The organism is Pedobacter sp. CFBP9032 (assembly GCF_034045265.1).
Taxonomy (GTDB): Bacteria; Bacteroidota; Bacteroidia; order Sphingobacteriales; family Sphingobacteriaceae; genus Pedobacter.
The window spans coordinates 336,660-354,640 of the sequence record NZ_JAXCWE010000002.1; the positions used below are offsets into that span (position 1 = coordinate 336,660).

A 17,981-nucleotide genomic window follows, 5' to 3' on the forward strand; every position below is an offset into this window, starting at 1 on the left:
AACTTAAATAATATTACTGATTTATTGAATGATAATTGTAAATTGTAAGGGCCGAAGAACCGGCCTGCTGTCAAGATTCAATTATTCAACATTAAACGCCAATGCTAAAAACACTCGATTTAAGTCAGGTGATTGTACTTGATATTGAAACCGTTCCGCAATACCCATCTTATAACGATGTTCCGCCAAACCTGCAGGAACTTTGGGAAATTAAAACCAGTCATCAGCGAAGGCCAGATCAAAGCGCAGAAGAATTTTATGAACGTGCTGGAATATTAGCGGAGTTTGGAAAGATCATCTGTATTAGCCTGGGGATTTTCAGTTATCAGCACAAATCATATTCCTTAAGGTTAAAATCATTTGCAGGCGATGATGAAAGGCAAATTCTGCAGCAGTTCTCTTCCCTGATCGAAAAACAAGCCACATCTTTGATGTTCTGTGCACACAACGGCAAGGAGTTTGACTACCCTTACCTCTGCAGACGGCTATTGGTAAATGGATTAGAAATACCGCCACCATTGGATATTTCTGGCAAAAAACCATGGGAGGTGAATCATTTAGATACCATGGAAATGTGGAAGTTCGGAGATTACAAACATTTCACCTCCCTGAATTTACTTGCCGCTATCCTCAATATTCCAACCCCAAAAGATGATATAGACGGCAGCCAGGTGAGACAAGTATATTACGAGGAAAAAAATCTGGATCGGATTGTAACTTATTGTCAAAAAGATGTGATTACCACAGCACAAGTGCTGTTAAAATTTAAAGGAATAGAAATAATTCCGCCAGAAAACATTACCATTGTAAGCTGATGCTAAACGTTGAAAACTTAACTATCGATTTCTATAACCAGGATGAGAAAACCTGGTTCCAAGCTGTAAAAACAATTAGTTTTACCGTAAAAGAAGGTACTGTTTTAGGTATTGTAGGCGAATCCGGCTCTGGCAAATCGGTAACTTCTTTTTCTATTATGCGCTTGCATGATGAAAGATCGGCGAAAATTACCGGAGAAATCGACTTTGAAGACATCAGTTTACTGCGTTTAAGTGCCAATGAAATCCGCCAAATAAGAGGGAATCAGATTTCAATGATTTTCCAGGAGCCGATGACTTCCCTGAACCCTGTATTTACCTGCGGAGAGCAAGTGGCTGAGGCGATTATGTTGCACCAGAAAGTTGATAAGCAAACCGCTAAACAAAAAACAATTGACTTGTTTAACGAAGTGCAACTTCCACGACCTGAAAAAATATTCGATAGCTATCCACACCAAATCTCCGGCGGCCAAAAGCAAAGGGTGATGATTGCAATGGCACTAAGTTGCAACCCAAAACTCTTAATTGCAGACGAACCTACAACGGCCTTAGATGTTACCGTTCAAAAAACAATTCTTCAATTGCTTTTAAAGTTAAAAGAAGAGCGCAATATGGCAATGATTTTCATTTCCCATGATTTGGGTGTGGTGAATGAAATTGCCGATGAAGTTGCCGTAATGTATAAAGGCGAAATTGTGGAACAAGGTACAGCTAAATCCATATTCGAAAATCCACAACACCCTTATACAAAAGGTCTGCTGGCTTGCCGCCCCTCACCTTTGCTTCAATTAAAAAAGCTTCCGGTAGTTGCAGATTTTCTTACCGGAAAAGTTGATGATGCCAGCGCACACCTTCATGCATCCAACCAGTTAACGGACAAGGAAATCTCCGCCCGCAGGGAAATGCTGTACAAACAAAAACCAATCCTCCAGATCAAAAATCTTTGCACATGGTATCCAATTCATAACGGCATTTTTGGTAAAACTACAGATTATGTCAAAGCGGTTGATCAGATTACTTTTGATGTGTTCCCTGGTGAAACACTTGGTTTAGTTGGTGAATCAGGATGTGGCAAAACAACACTTGGGAGAACCATCTTAAGGTTGATTCAACCCACATCTGGCAGTATCATTTTCAATAACCAGGACATTACCAACATTAATAGCAGCACATTAAGGAAACTTAGAAAAGATATGCAAATTGTTTTTCAAGATCCTTATGCCTCGCTAAATCCTAAACTAAGCATTGGTCAATCCATTCTGGAACCTTTACAAGTTCATCGATTGCTAAAAAACGATTCGGAAAGAAAGCAAAAGGTATTAGAATTACTTTATAAAGTTGGCTTAAAGGAAGAGCATTTTAACCGCTATCCACATGAGTTTAGTGGTGGCCAACGCCAACGGGTGGTCATTGCAAGGGCATTGGCTTTAGAACCCAGGTTTATCATCTGCGATGAATCTGTTTCTGCTCTGGATGTTTCAGTACAAGCACAGGTGTTAAATCTAATCAGAGATCTTCAAAGCGAATTTGGTCTTACCTACATTTTTATCTCGCACGATCTTGCAGTGGTTAAACACATCTCCGATCGTATCATGGTAATGAATAAGGGAAAAATTGAAGAAGAAGGCTTTCCGGAACAGATCTTTTATGCGCCTAAAGCTGAATATACAAAGAAGTTAATCGAAGCCATCCCAGGCAATTAAATCAATAAAATGTTGCGTTATTTTTTTATCCTACTGTGTACCATTAGCTTATCAGCCAAAGCACAAAATATCGAAATCATAGCATCTGAATATATTTTTGAAAATGCGCCATTTGCCGCCTGCCATGCTTCTACCCTCGTAGATTTGGGTAAGGGAAAGATAATGGCAGCCTGGTTTGGCGGAAAACACGAAGGCGACAAGAGTGTAGCCATCTGGACAGCTATTAAGACGCATAAAAAATGGAGTGTACCAAAACTTGTAGCCAATGGAATTATAAACGACTCGACCAGGTTTGCCTGTTGGAATCCGGTGCTCTTCAAATCGTTGGATGGAACGCTGACCCTACATTACAAAATAGGTCCAAATCCGAGAGCATGGTGGGCGGTGTATAAAACATCGAAGGATAATGGGGAAACATGGTCTGAAGCCGTTAAGTTGCCCGCGGGTTTTCTCGGCCCAATCAAAAACAAGCCAGTTCAACTCAATAAAAACACCATCCTTTATCCATCAAATACAGAAAGTTTAGATGAAAAAACCTGGAGCATCCACTTAGAAAAATCAGATGGCGAAAATAGAAATTGGGAGAAGATAAACATTGATTGTGACACCTTTGGCGTTATTCAGCCATCAATTCTTACCTACCCGAACGGAAAACTGCAATTACTTTGCAGAAGCAGACAAAATGTAATCGTAGAAAGCTGGTCTGTTGATGATGGTAAACATTGGTCTAAACTAGCTGCAACCAGTTTACCAAACCCAAACTCCGGGAGTGATGCCGTTACCTTAAAAGATGGACGGCAGTTACTTATTTACAATCCTTTAGCCGCGGGCAAAAACTGGTGGGAAGGCCGGTCTGTACTTAAATTGGCAATATCTAAAAATGGCAAAACCTGGAAAGACATTTATACTTTAGAAAATCATGAAAAGGGTGAATATAGCTATCCGGCGATTATTCAGGATAAAAATGGACAGGTGCATTTAAGCTATACCTCCGAACGACAGAAAATAAAATATGTTGAACTTAAATTATTTAACTAGCGCAATCTATTTCGTATAACCCCTAATAACGCCCCCATTCCAGTCCTGTTTTCCATTTCCTATTCTCCCATAAACCATTTTCCATCGTCATCTTTCCATCCTTTGCATCTTTTCTGTATCTTCGATAAATTCAGTTTTTTAATTATGGCAAAGAAAAAATCAGCAAATATAAAATTGGTTCTGAATCAATTGGTTAGCGATGTTTTTGAAAAGAACAATAATCAGTTACTCAATTATAAACAAGTTTCCGCCAAGTTAAACCTTAACGATCAGGAATCTAAAGAGACCATTTTAGAAATATTAAAAGAAGGAAAAGGTGCTGGCATCTATCTGGAGCCTGAAAAAGGCAAATACAAGCTTAAAGATCTTCAAAACTTTATTATCGGCACGGTTGATATGACCGCTGATGGTTCTGCATATATTGTTCCCCAGGATGAATTTGAAAAAGACATTTTTGTAGCACCCAAAAAGCTGAAAAATGCTTTACATGGCGATACCGTGAAGGCTTATGTTTTCGCTAAAAAAAGTGGACGTAAAAATGATGGCGAGGTTGTAGAAATTATCAAACGTGCTAAATCAGATTTCACAGGCGTAATTAAAATCTCCGATCGTTTTGCTTTTGTTATTGCAGATGATAAAAAGATGATGCATGATATTTTCGTGCCCCTTTCAGATACATTAGAGGCCAAAAATGGCCAGCGGGTTTTAGTAACATTATCAGACTGGCCTGAAAGCGCTAAAAACCCAATCGGAATTGTAAAACATGTTCTAGGTAATCAAGGTGAGAACAATACAGAAATGAATGCCATTTTAGCACAGTATGGTTTTCCACTGGAATTTCCTGCACAGGTAGAGAAAGAAGCCAATGCCATTCCAGAAGAAATCCCACAAGCTGAAATTGATAAACGTAAAGATTTTAGAAACGTATTAACTTTCACTATAGATCCGGCCGATGCCAAAGATTTTGATGATGCCATTTCTTATCAGAAGTTACCGAATGGCAATTATGAAATTGGCGTCCACATTGCTGATGTTTCCCATTATGTAATTCAGGGAACAGACTTGGATAAAGAAGCTTATAGTCGTGCAACATCCGTATATCTTGTTGATCGGGTAATTCCTATGTTACCTGAGCGTTTAAGCAACGGCGTGTGTTCACTTCGTCCGCATGAAGATAAATTATGCTTTGCTGCCGTGTTCGAATTAGACGAACAAGCAAACATTCAAAATGAATGGTACGGCAGAACGGTAATCCATTCTGACAGACGCTTCAGCTACGAAGAAGCGCAGGAAGTTATTGAGAATAAAACAGGCGATCATGCCGAAGAAATTCTTAAACTTAACGAACTTGCGTACATCTTACGCGATCGAAAATTTAAAAATGGCGCCATTAGCTTTGAAAGTACAGAGGTTAAATTCAAATTGGATGAGTCTGGCAAACCAATCGGCGTTTATGTAAAAGAGCGTAAAGATGCGCATAAACTGATTGAAGATTGTATGCTTTTAGCCAATAGAAAAGTGGCTGAGTATGTAGCTAAGAAACAAAAGGGAGAAAAAAAACTGACATTCGTTTACCGTGTTCACGATTCTCCAAACATGGAAACTTTAAATACTTTTGCTACGTTTGCTTCACGTTTTGGATATAAAATCAACACTAAATCTGATAAGGAAATCGCAAAATCGCTTAATCATTTAATGGCAGACGTGGAAGGCAAAAAGGAACAAAACATTTTAACTTCTCTGGCCATCCGCTCTATGGCAAAAGCAATTTACTCAACTAAAAAAACAAGCCATTACGGTTTGGCATTTGAATATTACACTCATTTTACCTCTCCTATTCGTCGTTATCCTGATGTAATGGCACACCGCTTACTACAAACCTACCTGGATGGCGGAAAATCTGCAGATGCAGAGTTCTACGAAGTGGCTTGTGTACATTCTTCTGCTATGGAAAAACGCGCTGCTGATGCTGAGCGTGCTTCGATCAAATATAAACAAGCAGAATACCTGGAAAACAATATTGGTACTGAATACAAAGGCATCATTTCTGGTGTTACGGAATGGGGAATGTATGTAGAAATTGAAGAAAACAAATGCGAAGGCATGATTCGCCTGCGCGATATTTCTGATGACTTTTATGTTCTGGATGAGAAAAATTACTGCATAGTAGGACAGCGCAAAAAGAAAAAATATCAGCTAGGTGATGAAGTAATGATCCGCGTGAAGAAAGTGGATCTTGCCAAACGTCAGATTGATTTTACGCTTATTCCTGATTAGTCTAAATGAAGGTGAAGCTTACCCTTAGCGTTATACTCTTTCTTTTAATCTCTAGCACACTCCTGGCGCAAACCATAAAGGGTAGAATCTTAGATGAGGATAGTAATACCGCAATTGCTTATGTAACGATACAGGCTGATCAAAACCATAAAACCATCAGCAATGAAAACGGGGAGTTTGAACTTACGGTTAAGTCGCTCCCCTGCGAAATTTACCTTTCGCATATCAGCTACCAAGCCGTTAAAGCTAAAGTAACTGAGACATCTACAACATTTAAATTAAAACCAATTACGCAAAATCTGAGCGAAGTAGTGATTGGCAATAATGCACTTTCCATCATGAAAAGCGCTTACCAAAAGGCTTTAGAAACGTTAGAAGAACCTTTTTATGCAAAATCATTTTTACGCCAAATTGCCTATGAAGCAGATAAACCGACTTACTTAAACGAAATATTCTTTAATGCAGAATGGAAAGGTTACGGTTTATTAAGATGGGCACCTAAAGAAAGTAGATTTCTGAAAAATGACAGTCATGTATCCTACACCAATTTAAGTGTATCTACGTTTGAGCTTTCTGGCTATCTTTCAAATAGCAGTTTCATTAAACCTTTGTCACCAAAACTAGATTCGTTATATACTTTTAAAGTAAAAAGCACCTATCAACTAAATGGAGAGGAAGTTGTCGTAATTAACTGCCTGCTCAAAATAAAAACCAACAAACGTTATTTTGAAGGCGATTATTACGTAAATACAGAAACTCATCATGTGCTGAAGATAGATGGCAAGTTGAAAAATTTTAATTTCGACAGCAAAGGCTTACTCGGTGCTAAAACAAAAGAGGTTAACCTGATGTCTCAATACCGCTTAAATAGTGACTTAAAAAATATTTTAGACTTCTCGGTATTTACTGTAAAAAGTAAAATGACATTAATGGGACTGGGCACAAAAAATCTGGAATTATGCAATACACTATATATGATAGATTATGGAAAACAGTATAATCTTGATTTAAAAGCACTTCAAAGTAAAACCAATGACGTAAAAACAACACAAAATATGGTTTATAATGCCGATTTTTGGAAGTCGAATGTTATAATCAAACGAACAGTAAAAGAAGAAGAGGCAATAAAAATATTGGAAAGACCTCAATAACAAACTAGTGCAATGCATACAACTGACCAGCTACAACAAATTTTAAATACAGCAATACAAAACTTAAGGTTTCCAGATCAGCCTAAACAACTTTATGACCCCATTACTTACATCATCAATCTTGGGGGCAAACGTATCCGCCCGTTATTGGTTTTGATGGGAACAGAATTGTTTGGTAAGGATGCACATGATGCCATCCATGCCGCAATGGCCATTGAGGTCTTCCACAATTTTACACTGGTTCATGATGACATTATGGACAATGCGCCTTTACGTAGAGGGAAGCCAACAGTACATGAAAAATGGAGTACCAACACGGCCATACTCAGTGGAGATGTAATGATGGTTGAGGCCAACAAAAACCTTGCAAAGGTTAATCCAATTTTTCTGAAAGATGTGCTTGACACTTTTAATGCAACTGCTCAGGGTGTTTGTGAAGGTCAGCAGCTCGATATGGAATTTGAAAGCCGTGATGATGTGAGTATTGAAGAATACATCAATATGATCAGATTGAAAACGGCTGTGCTGCTTGGCGGTGCATTGAAGCTTGGTGCCATTATTGCCGGGGCATCAGAGAAAGATGCTGATCTGATCTACCAATTTGGAGAGAATATAGGTATCGCTTTTCAGCTTCAGGATGACATCTTGGACGTATATGCTGATCCAGAGAAATTCGGCAAACAAGTGGGGGGAGATATTATCGCAAATAAGAAGACATTTTTACTTTTGAAAGCATTCGAATTGGCTGATGGTAAGATTAAGGAGTCATTAGATACCTGGACGGGTTATAAAGATTTTGACGTTCTGGAAAAGGTAGCTACAGTGAAATCAGTTTACGATACATTAGATATTCAGAACATTGCCAAACAAAGTATGAACAACTACCTGGAGAAGGCATTGAGTTTGTTTGAACAAATTAATGTGAGTGATGAAAGAAAGTATAACCTGTTTACGCTCACCAACCAGTTAATGGCAAGGGAATATTAATACTGACGATTAAATATATAACAGCTGATATCTCCTGGATGATCAGCTTTTTTTTTTGCGAAGAAAAAATGATCATAAAAAAACCTTCAATTTTCATTGAAGGTTTTTTAAATATTGTTTGATACTGATTATTCTGCAACCGCAGCTTCTTCAGTAGCTTCATCTGCTTGAACCGCTTTTTTAGCTGGTGCTTTTTTCACTGGTGCTTCAGCAACAACTTCTTTAGCTTCAGCTTCTTTTTTCACAGCTGGTTTTTTCGCTAATGCTTCTTCAATTTCAGCATCAGAGATAGGAAGAACAGATACATAAGATTTGTTATCTTGTTTCTTTCTAAAAACTACTGTACCATCAATCAAAGCAAATAATGTATGGTCTTTTCCTAAACCAACATTTTTATCTGGATGGTGTTTTGTACCACGTTGACGTACTAAAATGTTTCCAGCGATAGCTAACTGACCACCGAAAATTTTAATACCTAAACGCTTACTATGCGATTCACGTCCGTTTTTCGAACTACCGGCTCCTTTTTTGTGTGCCATGATTTTATATTTTGTAACTCGCTAAAAGCGAATTATTGGGTTAACAATTAATTATAACGTGATGTCAGAGATCTGGATCTTAGTGAAGAACTGGCGGTGACCGTTTTTCTTTTTGTAACCTTTTCTACGTTTTTTGTGGAAAATGATCACTTTATCACCTTTTAAATGAGATACGATCTTAGCTGAAACTTTAGCACCTTTAACTGCAGGAGCCCCTACAGTGATAGCACCACCATTATCAACCAACAATACATTATCAAATTCAATACTAGCGCCTTCATCTCCTTGCAATCTGTGTACAAAAAGGTGCTGGTCTTTAGCAACTTTAAATTGCTGCCCTGCTATATTTACTATTGCGTACATTGTTTAAATATTAGTTTTTTAATTTTTATTTAACGAGGTGCAAATATAGAATAAATTCAATTAACACACAAACACATATCGAAAATATTTTTCACTATAAATCTTCTGCATCATGATTTGGAGGATTTAAGTATTGCAAGATTGATTTTTATTAGCATTTGAGGTTGATTTTGGAAAGCAATGTTAGGCAATACCTGGCTTCCCCCTGCCCTGCTGTTCATTACAAGTCCTTGCTGCACTCCGGGCTTTCCATTGCCATCAGGTTTATTTAACCCGGGCTGGCAATCCTAACCACGTCAGTTCCCCTAAAACTTAATAAAATTCCCGCACCTACCTCTCTGCTATGGAAAACAAGCTCCAGTCCTTAAACCCGATTGCAGTGGAAGCCTCCGCTTCTTCAGCGGTGCTTAGAACGGAAAGCGGGACTGATGCCCGCCAAAAGCACTGCCTTTCATTTCCAAATCCTGGAACAATTCAAAAACAAAAAAGCCTTTAACACAAGGCGATCATGTTAAAGGCTTTCCTAATAAATATCTTACTGTTATTTTCCGGAGCGTTTCTCTGCCTGCAAAAGCGTCTCCTGAATAATCTTTCTCATTTGAACAGCCGCATCCAATAATTTCGGATTGCCATCAAAATCGCCATAAACAGTGACATGTTTTGATTTTTCTTTATAATTAAAAGTAATATCATAACGTGGAACCAATCTTGATTTGTCGCTTTTCTTCCCAATGGTGTCTGGAAAATTCCACAGGCCTATTTCATTCGCCTTTCTATGCATATATAACACATCATCGCTCTTTAAAAAGAACTTTTTAGTCACCACAGAATCTTTATTATTTACGTAATGATAAACTCCGGTTTTTGAATCATAATTATTTTCTAATGTATCTTTAAGTCCATAGCTAAATTGCATAGACACAAAATCATCTTTACGGAAAGGTGCATTCTGAATAATTGGTTTATAATAAATGTAACAATAGATGATCATCGGCACGATGATGGTAATGGCTAAGAATATTTTTTTTCCTCTGGTTGACACAGTTTTTATTATTGAATGAATGAATTATTGAATGAATGAATTACTGAATTTTTGAATGAGTAGCTGGTTTTAAAACGCTGCAAAGCTTGCATTTTTCCTGAAAAATCTCCTCATTCGAAAATCATTTAATGACGATTAAGTTATGAAAAAATAGACTCCAGCTTAATGACTCTCGACTCAGGCCTCTTTTAACTCCCCTTCCCATTTGCTTACTACTGCCGTTGCAATAGAGTTACCCACTACGTTTGTTGCAGAGCGGCCCATATCCAATAGCGGATCTATACCAATCAGCAATGCCAAGCCAGCCTCCGGAATATTGAAACTCGCTATGGTACCCGCAATAACCACCAATGATGCACGTGGTACGCCAGCGATTCCTTTACTGGTTAACATTAAAATAAGCAACATGGAAATTTGTTGCTCGAAGCCTAAATGAATGCCATAAGCCTGTGCAATAAATAAAGACGCAAACGTCATGTACATCATGGAGCCATCCAAATTGAACGAATAACCTAGTGGCAACACAAAACTCACAATTTTATCTTTACAGCCAAAGCGCTCTAAAAGCATCATCGTTTTTGGATATGCCGCCTCACTACTAGCCGTACTAAAAGCCAGAATAGCCGGCTCTTTCATATCATTTACCAACTTGAATACTCTTTTCTTAAGGATTAAAAAGCCGATAAAAATCAGCATAGACCATAAAATGGCTAAGCCTAAGTAGAACTCGCCAATAAATATCGCATACGTATTTAAAACATTTAAACCTTGCTTGGCTACAATAGCCGTCATCGCACCAAAAACGGCTAAAGGAGCGAAATTCATTACGTAGCCAGTCATTTTAAGAATTACATGAGCAATGGCATCAAAGGCTTTAATGACCACCTGCCCCAAATCTCCAATCGCTGCAGTGGCTACACCAAAAAACAGGGAGAAGACAACAATCTGCAAAATTTCGTTGGTCGCCATAGATTCGGCAATGCTTTTTGGAAATACATGCGCGATGAAATCTTTTACACTCATAGAAGCCTTTTGAATTCCGGTATTTACCAATTGATCTGGCAAGGTTAATTGCATGTGTTTACCTGGTTCAAATAAATTGACCAGAATTAAACCCAGCACCAGCGACATAAGAGACATTGCCATGAACCAGCCTAATGTTTTACCACCGATCCGTCCTACCGCCTTAATATCGCCAACTTTTGCAACCCCAACCACCAATGTGGTAAATACAAGCGGTGCGACAATCATTTTAATCAGTCGGAGAAAAATATCACTTAACAGCGTGAAATATTCCAGTTTCTTTTCACGGATCTCTTCGTTTTCTTTCTTAACGCCTGCGTTAAGTTTCCGCTCTGCTTTTAATTGAGTAAAAACAGCGCTTGTGGTATCTGGTGTTTTCTTAATCTTAACTTCTATGCTTTTAACGTTCGCATCTGCGGTGAGAATTTTCTGATTGTAAACATCAATAGAATTGATATTTAAAATGTAGCCCAGTGCGATACCAGCAATCAGCGCTATGAAAATAAAAAGCGTGAGTTTGTTTTTCTTCATGAATAAAAAAGTTTGTGGCTCTATTAATTTGGTAAAACTACGATATTTACGTGGTGTAACAAATTTTGATTTCTTACAGTAGGAATGATCACTTAAATTTTTACTTTCGCTGTAACATTACCAGCTCATCAATATCTAAATAATAACCACACGCCCTTAAATGGAACAGAAAGACAAACTATTTAAAGAAATCTTTGATTCAAATTCCAAGAAAATATTCCATTTATGTTATGGTTATACAGGAGATACCGATGCTGCGAACGACCTTTTACAGGAAACGTTTTTAAAGGTTTGGCAAAATCTGGATAAATTCAGAAATAAATCGCTGATCTCTACCTGGATCTATAGAATTGCCGTAAATACTTGTTTAACTTATTTAAGGTCTGAAAAAAGACAGGCAAAAGATGAATTAACTGAAAATATTATTGAAAATAAAATCGAAGAATTCTCTGAGAAAAATGAGCAGGTAGCGCTATTATATCAATGTATATCCAAACTGGAAGAAAATGATCGTTTAATTATTACCATGGTATTGGATGAACTTCCCTACCATGAAATTGCCGACATTTCCGGGATTAGCGAAGGGAACTTAAGAGTAAAAATTCACCGCATTAAACAAAAATTAACAGAACTATACAACCAATATGCAAGCGTTTGATCAAATACAAGAGTTGTGGCAAAAGCACGAGGTAGAAGTTAAGTTTTCTGCTGATGAAATGCTGCAACAGGCGAAAAAAGAAGTAAATGGTTTGAAGTTCAAATCTGCGCTTAATATTATAGGGATGGCAGTTTCATTTATTGCCATCGCAGCCTTATGGTTATTTTTCCACTTCGATTCCTGGACTACCCATTTAGGAATCAGCATCACTATCATTACCATCGGAGTTTACACTTTAATTCTATATAGGGATTACAGATTGATTGCTAAGACTGATTTTACGGCTCATCCGCGAGCGTATTTAGATAATTTAAAAACGTATCAGTTAAACCGTTTCAAACTTTATAATTCTTTATATTGGTTTTATACGGTAGCACTTTCTACGGGTATTATATTTTACTTTATTGAAATTCTGAGTTACCTGAGTATGATTCCGAAATTAAGTGCTATTGGCTTTACATTTATCTGGATTTTATTTTGTTCTACTATTCTGCGTAAAGCTGTAATCAAAAGAGAAAAGGAAAGAATTTCGCTATTAATTGAGAAATTCGAAAGGATCAGCGACCAAATTTCTGTTCCTGAAAAATTTTAGGCACGGTTTTTTCAAGGAAAACCTGAAATGAAAAAACTGCTTATCCCCTTTCTCTTTTTCCTGGCTTTGCCCTTTACATTTGCATTTAAACAAAATACTTCTGAACCTGTTCAGCTGAGTTGGGAAACGCATTTTAAAGGCAAAGCCGATATGAATTCTCCTTTTTTTGCCCTGACCGCAATGACGTGGCAGTATAGTTATGAATCTGTAGTTTACAGAAACCGGGTAACGATTAAGTTAAAAAATGAAGTGATGATCGACAAAGATCGTTCATGGGTTAAATGGGATAGAATTAAAAACCCGCAGGTGAGTGCAGATTTGCTTCACCATGAGCAAGGCCATGTTAACATTCAATACATTCTACTTTCTGAAGCTGAAAGGGTTTTAAAAAACAGAACTTATTCGGTTACGAACTATAAAGCCCAAATTTCACAATTAGCAAATGAAGTGAGTACCTACTTCGACACCATGCAGCGTAATTATGATGAAGAAACCGAGCATGGAAGCAACCACAAAATGCAAGCCCGTTGGGATCAGATCATTCAAGATAAAGCAGAAGAATCTAAAGCGGCCACATTAGCTGATGCAGGCAAGTAACTTTGGAATAAATATGATTCCGCCGACAGCCAATGCTAGAAAAGCAGTCATTAATACCGCTCCTGCAGCTAAATCTTTCACTATTTTAATTTTAGGATGATAGTTTGGGGAAACGACATCTGCTAGTTTTTCTATAGCAGCATTGACCATCTCTGTTGCGATTACTGCCGTGATAACCACTAAAATTACCACCCATTCCATAGCAGAGATTTTAAGTAACCAAGAAAACATTATTGCGACTATTGAAGCAAATAGATGTAACCTACCGTTGTGATCATCCCGAAAAAACAGTTTCAAACCGTTAAAAGCATATTTGAAGCTTCTTATTCTATCGATAATAGAAAATTTCTTGTTTTCTTCCATTGGAAATTAAAGATAAGGTTTTAATACTTCAAATTCATTTTGTTAATGTTCGTTGGTCATTTAGCGTTTTACTTTATCGTTGGTTCTTGATTGAATTTCAGGGTAGATTATCAGGAGCACAGTTTAAAGTTAACTGGATCTAAAGGTTTCCTGCAGATCTTAAATGATAATTGGTGCAGATCTAAATGGAAGATTTGCAAGTATAAAAGAGAGATGAACCATATGAGACATTTAAGGTCATATAAGCTCTGGCGTTTATAGGTTGTATGCAAAGTGATTTTCTAATAGGATCATTTTTAATCTGCGGTGCGTGATAAATTGCAAGTTCCCATCCACTTAAATTTGCGGGAAAGGTTTAAGCACTTTCTTAATGTCTTAATGGTTCAGTAAGAATTTGTTGTAGCTGTAATCTTAGTTCAATGGGCTAATACCAAAGGCTACCTGCAGACCAAAATGGAAGAGTTGCAAGTATCAAAAAAACAACCATATGAAACATTTAAGGTCATATAAGCTCTGGCGTTCATAGATTATAGGTGAAGCGGTTTTCCAAAGGTCATTTTTGATCTGCGGTGCGCGATAAATTGCAAGTTCCCATCCACTTAAATTTGCGGGAAAGGTTTCAGCACTTTCTTAATGTCTTAATGGTTCAGTAAGAATTTGTTGTAGCTGTAATCTTAGTTCAGTGTGCGCTAGATACTAAAAGTTACCCGCAGATCTATATGGAAGAGTTGCAAGTATCAAAGAAAGATGAACCATATAAGATTTAAGGTTATATAAGCTCGGGCGTTCATAGCTTGTATGTGAAGTGATTTTCTAATAAAATCATTTTAATCTGCGGTGCTTGATAAACTGCAAGTTCCCATCCACTTAAATTTGCGGGAAAGGTTTAAGCACTTTCTTAATGTCTTAATGGTTCAGTAAGAATTTGTTGTAGCTTTAATCTTAGTTCAATGGGCCAGATACCAAAGATTACCTGCAGATCTAGATGATTAATACAGACTCTCCTGTCAGGTAAAACCAAAACAGCATCTCCAATATTCTATAAGAGATGCTGTTAACTTGTTTCATTGCCTTCATTTTTAGAGCGCATTACTGTTCTCTAAAATAATAATTTCGGCTTTTGAAGCGGGTATTTTCTATTTCTTCGCTCCTGCCTTTACTTCCGGTGCACCGTTATTTAAAAGCGTTTCAGTAGTTACACTTCTTTTGCCACTTGGCGCAATTACGATGGTTTTAAGCACTCTCTTTTCTCCCTTTGGAACGATAATTTTGATAGGTTCAGTATACAGAAATGCATTCTCAGATGGTCTAGAATTATCTAACGAATAGTAAATTTTCCCATCAATTACGGGTACTTTCAAATCAATGGTAAACTCACCACCATTTAATGGTTTATCACTTTGTCCGATTGGTGTAGGTACCCAGTAGTTAACACCCATTTTATCCAGACGGGCAAGGTGAGCAGGTAAACGATCTTCAGCGAAATTTTTCAGATCTTTACGATCAACCTGACTCCAGGCAATTTCAGATAATGCCATTAAACGTGGAAAAGCATGGTTCTCCACTTTGTTTGTTGTTTTAATGTATTCTGTCCACATATTGGCCTGAACACCCTTTATATACTTTCTTTGATCAGCCGTTAAAACTTTTGGAATCGGATCATAGGCATAAATCTTTTGATAAGGTGCTAAACCACCAATGGTTGTCGGTTCATCTGGCGATTCCGATTGTTGGTGATCGATGTATAAACCCATAGAACCCGGAGTCATAATCACATCATGATTTTGTTGCGCAGCGGCAATCCCACCATCCTCTCCTCGCCAACTCATTACCGTAGCATTTGGCGCCAAGCCACCTTCCAGAATTTCATCCCAACCAATAATAGAACGACCTTTTCCATTTACATGCTTTTCTATTCTTTGAATGAAGTAACTCTGTAGTTCATGTTCATCTTTTAAGCCCTTCTCTTTCATTAGCGCCTGACAAAACGGTGATTCTTTCCAATAATTTTTTGGTGCTTCATCACCACCGATGTGAATGTATTTAGAAGGGAAAATGGCAATCACCTCATCTAAAACATCATTCAATACCGTAAAGGTATTTTCAGAAGGAACGAAAATATCATCAAAAACGCCCCACGTTTGCTGCACTTGTTTCCCTTTTCTTGATCCTGCCCAAGCGGTTTTATCACTCACAAAAGTATCGCGATCTGGAAAAGTGCTCAAGGCCGGATAAGCTGCAATAGCTGCAGAAGCATGACCTGGCAATTCAATTTCAGGGATTACAGTGATATATCGTTCAGCTGCATATTTAACAATTTCTTTGGCCTCGGCTTGCGTGTAAAAACCTTTTACCTCTGTCAAATAATTTCCTGTACCAGGATAACGCCCAATAGTAGAGCCATTTCTAACAGATCCAACAGTTGTTAATTTGGGATATTTTTTAATCTCTAATCTCCACCCCTGATCATCAGTTAAATGCCAGTGAAAGGTGTTAATTTTATAGTAAGCAAGCTGATCAAGATATTTTTTGATAAACGAAATCGGAAAGAAATGGCGAGATACATCCAGCATTGTTCCACGGTAGCCGAAACGCGGATAATCATTAATCGTTACTGCAGGAATTGAGATTTTATCGGCCACTTTCTCTGGCATCATTTGCATTACAGATTGAACGGCATAAAATAATCCGGCTCCGGTTCCTGTAATGATTAGCTGGTTCGGCGTTACTTTGATAGTATATCCTTCAGCAGGCAATTTATCTGCACCACTTGAAGTTAACAGAATGCTCTTTTGGTTTGGTTGTGCAACTTTAGCTTCTCTCAGGGCAAAACCTGCTTTGGTTACGATAAAAGCGTTTAAAAGATCATTTATTTTAGCGCCGTCTATGCTTTGGTTGATTAAGATAGTCGTTTTATCTAAAACGAAACTTCCATTTGCCCGGGTGATGGATACCGGCGCAGGAATAATGCCGAGGTTTGGATCGGTTTGTGCAAATGCACCTGCACTCATCAATACACCAATAAAAATGGATAATGCACTCTTCATAATTTGGTTTTTAGGTTATTTCATTAAAATCCATCTAAGATATAAATTAAGGCAAGATTCTTAACTACACTTTTTTGTTACGAACAAAAAAAAGAGAAACCTGGTTGGGCTTCTCTCTTTAAATAGGGTTGATAATCTTTTTATGCTTCAATAGGGTGTTCCTTTGCTGCCAGATACCTTTCAGCATCTAATGCGGCCATACAACCAGAACCTGCAGCAGTTACCGCTTGTCTGTAATACATATCCTGTACATCACCACAAGCAAAAACGCCTTCAATATTAGTTAATGTAGAGCCAGGTTTTGTTGTTAAATAACCTGTTTCATCCATTTCCAACTGACCGTTAAAAATATCGGTATTTGGTTTGTGACCAATGGCTACGAAGAAACCTTCAACAGCAATTTCAGAAACTTCACCAGATTGATTATTAAGCACCTTAACTGCGGTTACATTCTTACCATTCCCAAGAATTTCTTGGGTTTCGGTATTATAATGTACCACGATATTTGGCGTAGCCAATACACGACTCACCATCGTTTTTGAAGCTCTGAATTCGTCTCTTCTTACTAACAAATGTACTGTTTTACATAGTTTTGCCAAGTAAGTTGCCTCTTCAGCCGCTGTATCTCCGGCACCAACAATGGCAACATCCTGTCCTTTAAAGAAGAAACCATCGCACACTGCACAGGCAGATACGCCAAAGCCATTATACTGTTGTTCGCTAGGTAAACCTAACCATTTTGCAGTTGCACCAGTTGCGATAATCACGGTATCGGCAGTAATGGTTTTAATTTCATCAACTACAACCTTATGCGGAGTTGATGAGAAATCTACTGAGCTGATATAACCAAAACGGATATCCGTACCAAAACGTTCAGCTTGCTTACGGAAATCTTCCATCATTTCCGGGCCCATTATTCCTTGTGGATAACCTGGGAAATTTTCTACATCTGTAGTTTGCGTTAACTGACCACCAGCTTGCATACCGGTATACATTATTGGTTTTAAATCTGCTCTCGCAGCATAAATTGCAGCAGTATAACCTGCAGGACCAGAACCAATGATTAAACACTGAACGTGTTCGTTTTCTTGTGACATTATAGCGTGTATTTGAAATTCTTAAACTGTAGTGCAAATTTAATGCTTTAAACGATTGTTAACAAGTTCTCATTGTCAACATAGTTTACTTATTAACAGCAGGGTGTAACGTGCTTGGCTTTTTATGCTGAAGCCGATAATATGATTTTGATACAGAA

General features: G+C 37.8%; 17 protein-coding genes. 10 read left to right on the top strand and 7 right to left on the bottom strand.

Annotation, left to right across the window (positions count from 1 at the left end):
- Positions 1 to 101 precede the first annotated feature (101 nt).
- The 6 genes from SOM16_RS05240 (at position 102) to SOM16_RS05265 (ending at position 7,971) form a co-directional block, all read left to right on the top strand.
- Positions 102 to 815 (top strand): 3'-5' exonuclease, encoded by a 714-nt coding sequence (locus SOM16_RS05240; protein ID WP_320462939.1) that lies wholly within the window; start codon positions 102 to 104, stop codon positions 813 to 815.
- Entirely contained in the window at positions 815 to 2,518 is a 1,704-nt protein-coding gene (locus SOM16_RS05245; RefSeq protein ID WP_320462940.1) for an ABC transporter ATP-binding protein, read from the top strand. The genes SOM16_RS05240 and SOM16_RS05245 overlap by 1 nt, the downstream gene beginning before the upstream one ends.
- Before the next feature lie 9 nt (positions 2,519 to 2,527).
- The gene (locus tag SOM16_RS05250; RefSeq protein WP_320462941.1) at positions 2,528 to 3,556 is read left to right on the top strand and encodes a sialidase family protein; all 1,029 of its coding nucleotides are present in this window, start codon (positions 2,528 to 2,530) and stop codon (positions 3,554 to 3,556) included.
- A gap of 144 nt (positions 3,557 to 3,700) precedes the next feature.
- Positions 3,701 to 5,833, top strand: coding sequence for a ribonuclease R (gene rnr, locus SOM16_RS05255; RefSeq protein WP_320462942.1), 2,133 nt, complete (start codon positions 3,701 to 3,703; stop codon positions 5,831 to 5,833).
- A 5-nt stretch (positions 5,834 to 5,838) separates the two neighbouring features.
- The gene (locus SOM16_RS05260; protein WP_320462943.1) at positions 5,839 to 6,984 is read left to right on the top strand and encodes a carboxypeptidase-like regulatory domain-containing protein; all 1,146 of its coding nucleotides are present in this window, start codon (positions 5,839 to 5,841) and stop codon (positions 6,982 to 6,984) included.
- A 12-nt stretch (positions 6,985 to 6,996) separates the two neighbouring features.
- On the top strand, positions 6,997 to 7,971 hold the full coding sequence (locus SOM16_RS05265) for a polyprenyl synthetase family protein (protein WP_320462944.1): 975 nt from the start codon (positions 6,997 to 6,999) through the stop codon (positions 7,969 to 7,971).
- 128 nt (positions 7,972 to 8,099) lie between these two features.
- Here the strand turns inward: SOM16_RS05265 and rpmA are convergent, their stop codons facing one another.
- Positions 8,100 to 8,510, bottom strand: a complete 411-nt coding sequence (rpmA, locus tag SOM16_RS05270; RefSeq protein WP_320462945.1) for a 50S ribosomal protein L27 — start codon at positions 8,508 to 8,510, stop codon at positions 8,100 to 8,102.
- A 51-nt stretch (positions 8,511 to 8,561) separates the two neighbouring features.
- Entirely contained in the window at positions 8,562 to 8,873 is a 312-nt protein-coding gene (gene rplU, locus SOM16_RS05275) for a 50S ribosomal protein L21 (protein ID WP_025146774.1), read from the bottom strand.
- A gap of 343 nt (positions 8,874 to 9,216) precedes the next feature.
- Between rplU and SOM16_RS05280 the strand changes: the two genes are divergently transcribed.
- On the top strand, positions 9,217 to 9,369 hold the full coding sequence (locus SOM16_RS05280) for a hypothetical protein (RefSeq protein WP_320462946.1): 153 nt from the start codon (positions 9,217 to 9,219) through the stop codon (positions 9,367 to 9,369).
- 45 nt (positions 9,370 to 9,414) lie between these two features.
- Here the strand turns inward: SOM16_RS05280 and SOM16_RS05285 are convergent, their stop codons facing one another.
- A complete protein-coding gene (locus SOM16_RS05285) occupies positions 9,415 to 9,915 on the bottom strand; it encodes a hypothetical protein (protein WP_320462947.1) in 501 nt (166 codons plus the stop codon).
- 177 nt (positions 9,916 to 10,092) lie between these two features.
- Entirely contained in the window at positions 10,093 to 11,469 is a 1,377-nt protein-coding gene (locus SOM16_RS05290) for a dicarboxylate/amino acid:cation symporter (protein ID WP_320462948.1), read from the bottom strand.
- 160 nt (positions 11,470 to 11,629) lie between these two features.
- On the opposite strand from SOM16_RS05290, the gene SOM16_RS05295 reads away from it, so the two are divergent.
- Genes SOM16_RS05295 through SOM16_RS05305 form a run of 3 tightly spaced genes read left to right on the top strand, consistent with a single transcriptional unit; the run spans position 11,630 to position 13,316 of the window.
- On the top strand, positions 11,630 to 12,127 hold the full coding sequence (locus SOM16_RS05295) for an RNA polymerase sigma factor (protein WP_154280486.1): 498 nt from the start codon (positions 11,630 to 11,632) through the stop codon (positions 12,125 to 12,127).
- Entirely contained in the window at positions 12,114 to 12,719 is a 606-nt protein-coding gene (locus SOM16_RS05300) for a hypothetical protein (protein WP_320462949.1), read from the top strand. Before SOM16_RS05295 ends, SOM16_RS05300 begins: the two co-directional genes overlap by 14 nt.
- Positions 12,720 to 12,746: 27 nt before the next feature.
- Positions 12,747 to 13,316, top strand: a complete 570-nt coding sequence (locus SOM16_RS05305) for a DUF922 domain-containing protein (protein WP_320462950.1) — start codon at positions 12,747 to 12,749, stop codon at positions 13,314 to 13,316.
- Here SOM16_RS05305 and SOM16_RS05310 read toward each other — a convergent pair.
- The 3 genes from SOM16_RS05310 to trxB all read right to left on the bottom strand — a co-directional run bounded on the left by SOM16_RS05310 (position 13,296) and on the right by trxB (position 17,823).
- Positions 13,296 to 13,679 (bottom strand): diacylglycerol kinase family protein, encoded by a 384-nt coding sequence (locus SOM16_RS05310; RefSeq protein WP_320462951.1) that lies wholly within the window; start codon positions 13,677 to 13,679, stop codon positions 13,296 to 13,298. The two genes, SOM16_RS05305 and SOM16_RS05310, sit on opposite strands and share 21 nt — an antisense overlap.
- 1,136 nt (positions 13,680 to 14,815) lie before the next feature.
- Entirely contained in the window at positions 14,816 to 16,726 is a 1,911-nt protein-coding gene (locus SOM16_RS05315; RefSeq protein ID WP_320462952.1) for a family 20 glycosylhydrolase, read from the bottom strand.
- Positions 16,727 to 16,866: 140 nt separating this feature from the next.
- Positions 16,867 to 17,823, bottom strand: a complete 957-nt coding sequence (gene trxB, locus SOM16_RS05320; RefSeq protein WP_320462953.1) for a thioredoxin-disulfide reductase — start codon at positions 17,821 to 17,823, stop codon at positions 16,867 to 16,869.
- Between the last annotated feature and the right edge of the window lie 158 nt (positions 17,824 to 17,981).